The organism is Streptomyces sp. NPDC058375 (assembly GCF_042723425.1).
GTDB classification, from domain to species: Bacteria; Actinomycetota; Actinomycetes; order Streptomycetales; family Streptomycetaceae; genus Streptomyces; species Streptomyces durocortorensis.
In genome coordinates this window covers 1-8,024 of record NZ_JBHXJG010000300.1, presented here as the reverse complement: position 1 = coordinate 8,024, position 8,024 = coordinate 1, and the positions used below count along the sequence as shown (strand labels likewise).

Annotated in this window: 8 protein-coding genes; 2 read left to right on the top strand and 6 right to left on the bottom strand. The window is 72.6% G+C overall.

Going from position 1 to position 8,024, the window contains the following annotated elements:
- Positions 1–145 precede the first annotated feature (145 nt).
- The 5 genes from ACFWM7_RS31340 to ACFWM7_RS31320 form a co-directional block, all read right to left on the bottom strand.
- A complete protein-coding gene (locus tag ACFWM7_RS31340) occupies positions 146–1,915 on the bottom strand; it encodes a sensor histidine kinase (protein WP_383267066.1) in 1,770 nt (589 codons plus the stop codon).
- A 25-nt stretch (positions 1,916–1,940) separates the two neighbouring features.
- Positions 1,941–2,687 carry a response regulator transcription factor gene (locus tag ACFWM7_RS31335; protein WP_030576233.1) on the bottom strand — a complete coding sequence of 249 codons (747 nt, stop codon included), beginning with the start codon at positions 2,685–2,687 and terminating at the stop codon, positions 1,941–1,943.
- A gap of 82 nt (positions 2,688–2,769) precedes the next feature.
- Entirely contained in the window at positions 2,770–3,651 is an 882-nt protein-coding gene (locus ACFWM7_RS31330) for an amidohydrolase family protein (RefSeq protein WP_383267063.1), read from the bottom strand.
- A 22-nt stretch (positions 3,652–3,673) separates the two neighbouring features.
- Positions 3,674–4,534: a DUF2797 domain-containing protein gene (locus ACFWM7_RS31325; RefSeq protein WP_383267069.1), complete on the bottom strand. Its 861-nt coding sequence runs from the start codon at positions 4,532–4,534 to the stop codon at positions 3,674–3,676.
- 156 nt (positions 4,535–4,690) lie between these two features.
- Positions 4,691–5,233: a hypothetical protein gene (locus ACFWM7_RS31320; protein WP_383267060.1), complete on the bottom strand. Its 543-nt coding sequence runs from the start codon at positions 5,231–5,233 to the stop codon at positions 4,691–4,693.
- Between the two features lie 106 nt (positions 5,234–5,339).
- On the opposite strand from ACFWM7_RS31320, the gene ACFWM7_RS31315 reads away from it, so the two are divergent.
- Positions 5,340–6,293 (top strand): RNA polymerase sigma-70 factor, encoded by a 954-nt coding sequence (locus tag ACFWM7_RS31315; protein ID WP_383267058.1) that lies wholly within the window; start codon positions 5,340–5,342, stop codon positions 6,291–6,293.
- An 83-nt stretch (positions 6,294–6,376) separates the two neighbouring features.
- Positions 6,377–7,588 carry an NAD(P)/FAD-dependent oxidoreductase gene (locus tag ACFWM7_RS31310; protein WP_383267056.1) on the top strand — a complete coding sequence of 404 codons (1,212 nt, stop codon included), beginning with the start codon at positions 6,377–6,379 and terminating at the stop codon, positions 7,586–7,588.
- Positions 7,589–7,723: 135 nt separating this feature from the next.
- Here ACFWM7_RS31310 and ACFWM7_RS31305 read toward each other — a convergent pair whose 3' ends face one another.
- The gene (locus ACFWM7_RS31305; RefSeq protein WP_383267054.1) at positions 7,724–7,927 is read right to left on the bottom strand and encodes a hypothetical protein; all 204 of its coding nucleotides are present in this window, start codon (positions 7,925–7,927) and stop codon (positions 7,724–7,726) included.
- Positions 7,928–8,024 lie beyond the last annotated feature (97 nt).

Genomic DNA, 8,024 nt, shown 5'->3' with positions numbered 1-8,024 from the left:
GCCGGGAGGTGCTCCCGGCCCGGCAGCCGGTCGTCGTACCCGCCGTCCCCGCCGTCCCTGCTACTACTGCGGCGGCCGGTCGTTCCGGGGCCGCTCCGGAGGCTGCTGTCGGTGGTCATGGCTCCGACGTTCGCCAACCGCGCTGTCACGCCGGTGTGGTGAGCCTGTCCCCGACCTGTGAGTCCGCGCGGATCGTGTCGTCGTCCCCCGGCAGCTCGACCGCGAACACCGTCCGGCCAGGCCGGGACTCCACCCGTACGCGCCCGCCGTGCGCGGAGACGACGGCCTGCACGATGGCGAGGCCGAGCCCGGTGGACCCGGTCGCCGCTTCCGTACGGGCCCCGCGCGAGCGCGAGGCATCGCCCCGGGCGAACCGTTCGAAGACATGCGGCAGCAGCTCCGCCGGAATCCCGGGCCCGTTGTCCCGCACCTCCAGCGTCACCGGCCCCCCACCGCGTACGGGAGGCCGCACGGAGACCGTGACGGTGGTCCCCGGCGGGGTGTGGGTGCGGGCGTTGGCGAGCAGGTTGACCAGCACCTGCTGGAGCCGGTCGGGATCGGCGCGTACGGTCACGGGCTCGGCGGCCTCCGGCAGCTCAAGCCGCCACCGGTGCACGGCGTCCGCATCCGGTCCTCCCGTGTCCGCACCCGCTCCTCCTGTGTCCGCATCCGGCCATCCCGTGTCCGCCGCCCTGGCGTCGCTCACCGCATCCACGACGAGCGGCAGTAGATCCGTGCTCCCGTACGAGAGCGGGCGTCCGGCGTCGAGCCGGGCCAGCAGCAGCAGATCCTCCACCAGGCCCGTCATCCGGTCCGCCTCCGACTCGATCCGCGCCAGCGCGTGCCGGGTGACCGGGTCGGCGTCGATCCGCCCCAGCGCGTGCCGGGTCGCCGGGCCGGGATCGACCCGCTCCGGCGCGTGCCGGGTCGCCGGGTCGGGTTCCGGGCCCGCCCCCGTGTGCCGGGCGGCCGGATCAGGCCCCAAGCCCGGCCCTCCCCCGCCGGCGCGGCGGGTCAGCTCGGCGTACCCCCGGATCGAGGCCAGCGGTGTGCGCAGCTCATGGCTGGCGTCGGCGACGAACTGCCGGACCCGCGTCTCGCTCTCCTGGCGGGCCATGAGCGCCGAACCGACGTGCCCGAGCATCCGGTTGAGCGCGGCGCCCACCTGCCCGACCTCGGTACGGGGATCGGCCTCGGCGTCCGGTACGCGCTCCAGGAGGGCCACCTCGCCGCTGTGCAGGGGGAGTTCGGAGACCCGGGTGGCCGTGGCGGCGACCCGGCGCAACGGCCGCAGGGCGACCCCGACGAGCACGGTTCCCGCGATCGAGGCGGCGAGGAGCCCGGCGGCGGTCACGCAGACCTCGACGACGATCAGGGTCGTCAGCGCCCCGCTCACCTCGGCGGTGGGGATGCCGACGAGGACGGTGTATCCCTCGGTGGTGGTCGCGGCCTCGGCCCGGTAGCCGCCGAGCCCGGGCAGGTCGACGCTCCGGGCCCCCTCACCGGTCTCCGGAACGGCGGCTTCCAGGGCGCTCCGCTGCTCCCCGGTCAGCGGCTTCGCGCTCTCCTGGGCGCGGAGCCCGCTGTCCTCGACGACCTTCGACGCGGTGACGTCCCCGTCCCCGTCGCCGTCCCCGTCGTCGCCGAGGAGGGCCCCGAACGTGCCGAGCGGCTGCCCGCCCCCGCCGACGAAGCCGAGCGGGCCCGCCTCACGCACCGGCTGGGGCAGCGGACCCGGGCCCGGCGGGCGCTGGGCCCGCTCGGCGACGGAGTGCAGCTGATCGTCGAGCTTGCCGTACATGTAGCTGTGGAAGGCGATCGCGGTGACCGACCCGATGACGGCGGCGACGACGGCGATCAGGGACACGGCGGAGACGACGAGCCGCGTCCGCAGGGTCCACGGCCGCCGCAGCACTCCCCCGCTTCCCCCACCCGCCCGCCTACTCACCGGGCTTGATCAGATACCCCGCCCCACGCCGGGTGTGGATCATCGGCGTCCGTCCGGCGTCGATCTTCTTGCGGAGGTAGGAGATGTAGAGCTCGACGACGTTGGCCTGGCCGCCGAAGTCGTAGTTCCAGACCCGGTCGAGGATCTGCGCCTTGCTGAGCACCCGGCGCGGATTGCGCATCAGGAAGCGCAGCAGCTCGAACTCGGTGGCCGTGACGTGGATCGCGTCCCCGCCCCGGCTCACCTCGTGGCTGTCCTCGTCCAGGACCAGGTCCCCGACGACGAGCGTGGACTCGCTCCGCCCGGCGGCGACGGCCGAGCCCGAGCGGCGGATGAGCCCGCGCAGCCGGGCCACGACCTCCTCCAGGCTGAACGGCTTCGTCACATAGTCGTCGCCGCCCGCGGTGAGCCCGGCGATCCGGTCCTCGACGGCGTCCCGGGCGGTCAGGAAGAGGACCGGCACATCGGCGTACTCGCGGCGCAGCCGGCCCAGCACGGACAGCCCGTCCATGTCCGGGAGCATCACGTCCAGGACCACCGCGTCCGGACGGAAGTCGCGTGCCGCCCGCACCGCCCCGGCCCCGTCCCCGGCGCTGCGCACCTCCCAGCCCTCGTACCGCAGGGCCATCGAGAGAAGTTCGGTGAGCGGAGCCTCGTCGTCCACGACCAGGACCCGTACGGGGGTACGGTCCGGCCTGAGCAGTTCGGTACGCCCCTGGGGCGAGGTCGTCGTCGTCATGGGCCCCACTCTGTGAGGCACCCGTGAGAGAAGCCTGACCCGTTCCTGTGAATTCCCTGAGAAAGCGACCGTCAGGCGGTCGTCAGGTAGGGGTGGGGAACAACTCGGCGGCGTTCCCGTGACAGACCGCCCGCAACCACGCATCCCCCAACTCCAGCCGCTCCAGGGCATCGAGCTGATGGACGTACGGGTACGGGATGTTCGGGAAGTCGGTCCCGAGCAGGATCCGGTCCCCGAGATCGGCCAGCCGCCCCCGCTCCGCCGCCGGGAAGGGGCTGAACCGCTCGCTGAAGTCGGTGAACGCCATGGTCGTGTCGAGCCGGACCTCCGGATACGTCTCCGCCAGCGCCAGGAACTCCGCGTACTCCGGCATCCCCATGTGCGCGACGATCAGCCGCAGCCGGGGATGGCGCGCCAGTAGCCGCCCGATCGGCCCGGGCCCGGTGAACTTCCCCGGCGCGGGCCCCGATCCGCAGTGCATCACCACCGGGACGCCGGCCTCCGCGAGCATCCCCCACACCGCGTCCAGCAACGGATCATTCGCATCGTAGGCACCCACCTGAAGGTGTGACTTGAACACCCGGGCCCCTGCCTCGACGGCCTCCTTCACGTACACCTCCACGCCCTCCTCCGGGAACAGGGTCGCGGTGTGCAGGCAGTCGGGGGTCCGGGCGGCGAAGTCGGCGGCCCAGCCGTTCAGCCAGCGGGCCATGCCGGGCTTGTGCGGATAGAGCATCGAGGTGAACCGGAGCACCCCGAACGACCGCAGCAGCTCCAGCCGCCGCTCCTCCTCGTACCGGTAGGTGATCGGCCACTCCAGCCCGGTGAGCGGCCCGGCGGCGTCGAAGTAGGCCCACACCTTGCGCAGGACCTGCTCGGGCATGAAGTGGGTGTGCACGTCGATGATCCCGGGCAGCCCGAGCCGCTCCCAAAACCGCGCCACGTCATCGCTTCCCGTTTCCATCCGCGGCCCTTTCGCAGATCGTTCAGAACAACCCACCCTGCACACCGCCGCCGCCGATGTCGATGAGGGGGACACGTACATCGTCCTGTACCGCCGCAGGGGCGGATACGGGGAGAGGTACGGCCACGTCCGGTACGGCCATGTCCGGTACGGTCACGTCCGGTACGGCCACGAGATCCCACCCGGTGATCAGCCGCGTATCCAGCACCACGACGCCCCCGCCGGCCACCGCGAGGTGCAGATCGGGCCCGGCCGCCGCGACGAGCCGCCCCGCGACCACACCCCCGTCGACCAGCTCCCGCACCGACCGGACGGGCGCGGGCGCGCGGTCGAGGCCGAAGATGCCCACCTGGTCGACGACTTCGAGAGGGAGCCGCTCCAACGACTCGGGCCAGCCGCGCCCTTCGAGCTCGGCGGCGCGCCCGTACAGCTCCGCCACTTCGGCTGCCCGCTCCTCGCCACCCGGCAACTGCCCCCGCACGGACCGCTTCCGGGCGTACGGGATCCGGTCCGGCACCCCGAGGGCCGCCCGCAGCACCTCCTCGGTGCGCCGGGCCGCCATGAGGGGCCCGCGCCCGAGCCAGCTGAAGGCGACGGCCCCCTGCTCCCGCAGCCGGGCCGCGCCGCGCTCCTCACCGGTGATCCCGACCTTGACCAGGCCGGGCCCGAACCAGGCGAGGTACACGCGGTACGTCCGGGGGTCGTCCGCCATCGTGTCGGCGGCCACCGAGTGCGCCCGGTCCAGCCGCGCGCACTCGGCGCACCGCCCACCGGTCGAGCGCCCCGGCACCACGGCCCCCAGCGGGCACACGTTCCCCCGGGCCCCCACGCAGTGCCGCTCGCCGAGGGCCCGGAACCCGAGGCCGGCCCCGTACGCGAGCACGCTCACCCGCCGGTCACCGCTCCTGCTCCTGCTCCTGCTCCTGCTCCTGCTCCTGCTCCTGCTCCACCCCAGCTCGGGAGCGCGTCCGGGCCACCGCACCCCGTCGCACCACCACCCGCCACCGGCCGCCCGAACCCCACACGTCATCCGGGGATGCTACGCGTAGCCTCCGACACCCTCGATCCGCTGCCGCATCGCGGCCATGCGCCGTACGAAGCGCCGGTTGAACCAGATCATCCAGCCCATGAACGCCACGCCGAAGCCGAGCATCATGAGCCCCGCCGACACATTGCCGGAGGCGAACCCGAGGAACGGCACCCCGAGGAAGATCAGCCCGAGCAGGGGAAAGGCCCATCGCTGGTTGCGTCGCAGCTTCTCCTCCCGCCGCCGGATCAGCCGGACCATGGCCGCCTGCTCGGCCGGGTCGTCGGGCATCTCGCCGTTCTTCGCGATACGGCGCTCCAGCTCCGGCACCCTGGCCGGCTCGGTGCCCACGGCCTTCGCGTCCCGCTGCCTGCGCCGCATCAGGAGCCACGTCAGGAATCCGGCGTAGACGACACCGCCGACCAGCGCCGCCGGCCACGCGGACCAGCCGTTGAGCGCCACCCGGACGGCGACCAGGATCACCAGCGCCAACAGCCCGACGGCCCACCACTGATCCTGCCAACGCCCTTTGTACGCCTGCCCTTTCGCGCCCATCTGCCACCTCCGAACAGAAGGGCGTCCAGCACGCCCCGTACTGTGTCGGCTACCCCGCCCACGCCTCTCCGAACGGCCGCCTCCCCTTCCCGCTAGGATCCGGACCATGGCGCTGACCGGGATCCAGGTGGACCAGTTCGAGGCTGCCATGCCTCGCCTCAAGGCCATCGCCTACCGTCTGCTCGGCTCGGCGAGCGACGCCGAGGACGCCGTGCAGGACACGTTCCTGCGCTGGCAGGCCGCCGACATCGACCGCATCGAGGTCCCCGAGGCCTGGCTGACGAAGGTCCTCACCAACCTCTGCCTCAACGAGCTCACCTCGGCGCGCGTCCGGCGCGAGACCTATGTCGGCCAGTGGCTGCCCGAACCGCTCCTCGCCGGGGATCCGATGCTCGGCCCCGCCGACACCGTCGAGCAGCGCGAATCGGTCTCGTTCGCGGTCCTGGCCCTGATGGAGCGCCTGTCGCCCAACGAGCGGGTGGTGTACGTGCTGCGGGAGGCGTTCGCGTACCCGCACGGCAAGATCGCCGAGATCCTCGACACCACGGAGTCCGCGAGCCAGCAGCTGTTCCACCGCGCCAAGAAGCACATCGCGGCGGGCCGGACCCGTACCGAGATCGACGAGGCCGCCGCCCGGCGGATCGTCGAGGAGTTCCTCACGGCGGCCACCAGCGGCCGGACCGAACCGCTGATCCAACTGCTCACCGCGGACGCCGTCGCGATCGGCGACGGCGGCGGAAAGGTACCGGCCCGCACCAGGCCGTTCGAGGGGGCCGTGGCCGTCGCGAGGTTCATGCGGAGCCTGTTCACCCCCAACCAGGCCGCCCGCAATCTCCTGGGCGGCACGGCGGAGATCCACGTATCGACCGCCAACGGGCTGCCCGCCCTGGTGATCGTCGTCGACGGCCGGGTCATCGGCGTGATGTGCCTGGAGATCACCGCGGACGGCATCGCCGCGTTCCGTAACCAGGCCAACCCCGACAAGCTAGAACGCGCGACGCGGCAGTGGGCGGCCGGGGACCACGGGGAACCGCTCGTCCGCATCGCCGAACAGATGTGACCCACGTCACACGCAACGCCTGTCAGTAAACGCGGGGCTGCCCGGTTCAAGGGGCGAAACCGCGCGAGACAGGAGTACAGGACATGCAGCAGCGGAACTCCCACCAGCACCGCGTCGTCGTCATCGGAGCCGGTTATACCGGAGCGGTCGCCGCCGGCCGCCTCGCCAGGCGACTGCGCAGCGAGGACGTCTCCATCACCCTCGTCAACGCCGAACCGGACTTCGTCGAGCGCGTCCGGATGCACCAACTGGCGGTGGGCCAGGACCTGCGCCCCCGCCCCTTCCGGGAGATGTTCGCCGGCACCGGCGTCCGGCTGAAGCTCGCGAAGGTCACCGGGGTCGACGTGGACCGCGGAACGGTCTCGGTCACCGACGCGAACGGAGCCGGGGAGCCGGAGGACCTGGAGTACGACACCCTCGTGTACGCCCTCGGCAGCGCCTGGAACACCCAGGGCGTCCCCGGCACCGCGGAGCACGCCCACGAGATCGCCGGCCGCGACGGAGCCCTGCGCCTGCGCGACCGCCTGGCCGCCCTCGCCCCCGGCAGCCCCGTGACCGTCGTCGGCGGCGGCCTCACCGGCGTGGAGGCCGCCACGGAACTGGCCGAGACCCGCCCGGACCTCGCCGTCTCGCTGGTCGCCCGGGGCCAACTGGGCGACTGGCTGTCCCCCAAGGGCGCGCGTCACCTGCGGAAGGTCTTCACCGGTCTCCGGATCACCGCCCACGAACACACCACCGTCACCGCCGTGCACGCCGACCGCGTCACGACCACCGAGGGCGACATCCCGGCGGCGATCACAATCTGGACGACGGGCTTCGCGGTCCACCCCCTCGCCCGGGCAACGACGTTGACGACCGGCGACACCGGCCAGATCGTGGTCGACGCCACCATGCGCTCGACCTCCCACCCGGACGTGTACGCCATCGGCGACGCGGCCCTGGTGGCCGGCCCCGGCGACAAGCCGCTGCGCATGTCGTGCGCCTCGGGCGTCCCCACCGCCTGGCAGGCCGCCGACGCCATCGCGGCCCGCCTCACCGACACCAAGCTCCCGACCATCTCGGCCCGCTACTTCAACCAGTGCATCTCGCTCGGCCGCAAGGAGGGCCTAATCCAGTACGTCACCGCCGACGACCGCTCCGTCAACGCAGCCCTGACCGGCCGCCCGGCCGCCCTCTACAAGGAACTGGTCTGCAAGGCCGCGGCCTGGGGCGTAGCGAACCCGACGATGGGCCTCCCGACCCGCCGCCGCCGGGTGACGGCGGAGGGGGCGCGGGCGAGCGTGACGGCAGCTTGAGGTCGGGGCCCGCCCCAGGCCGGACGCAGGGAGCCCCCGGACCTCCTCCGGGGGCTCCACATCTCCCTGCTGTACGGCACGCGCCGATCCGGTGGGTCACTCCATCCTGACCGGCCAGGTCAGGGCCATGGCCGTCTAGAACGGCCGGAACATCTCGTCCGACCCTTCACCGGGTGGCAGCGACCGGCTCATCTGGACGTAGACGTGCCCGTACAGCGTGTCGGTCTGCAGGGCTTCCCACTGATCGAGATCGTGGGCGCAGTAACGACGCAGCAGATCGAGAAGCTGCGCGACTTCGGCATCTGACAGCGGTCCACTGCCGGTAGAGGAGTCATCCACGGGCGCACGATAGTTGAGGCGGCCGGACGCCGTCAGCCGATGTCTGGTCCTGAAAGGCCGGAGGCCCCCAGGATTTCTCCTGGGGGCCTCCGGCCTG

Excerpts from the sequence above, each read along its gene's own strand:
- ACFWM7_RS31335 (WP_030576233.1), bottom strand. The coding sequence starts at position 2,687 with ATGACGACGACGACCTCGCCCCAGGGGCGTACCGAACTGCTCAGGCCG.
- ACFWM7_RS31330 (WP_383267063.1), bottom strand. The coding sequence starts at position 3,651 with ATGGAAACGGGAAGCGATGACGTGGCGCGGTTTTGGGAGCGGCTCGGG.
- ACFWM7_RS31320 (WP_383267060.1), bottom strand. The coding sequence starts at position 5,233 with ATGGGCGCGAAAGGGCAGGCGTACAAAGGGCGTTGGCAGGATCAGTGG.
- ACFWM7_RS31315 (WP_383267058.1), top strand. The coding sequence starts at position 5,340 with ATGGCGCTGACCGGGATCCAGGTGGACCAGTTCGAGGCTGCCATGCCT.
- ACFWM7_RS31310 (WP_383267056.1), top strand. The coding sequence starts at position 6,377 with ATGCAGCAGCGGAACTCCCACCAGCACCGCGTCGTCGTCATCGGAGCC.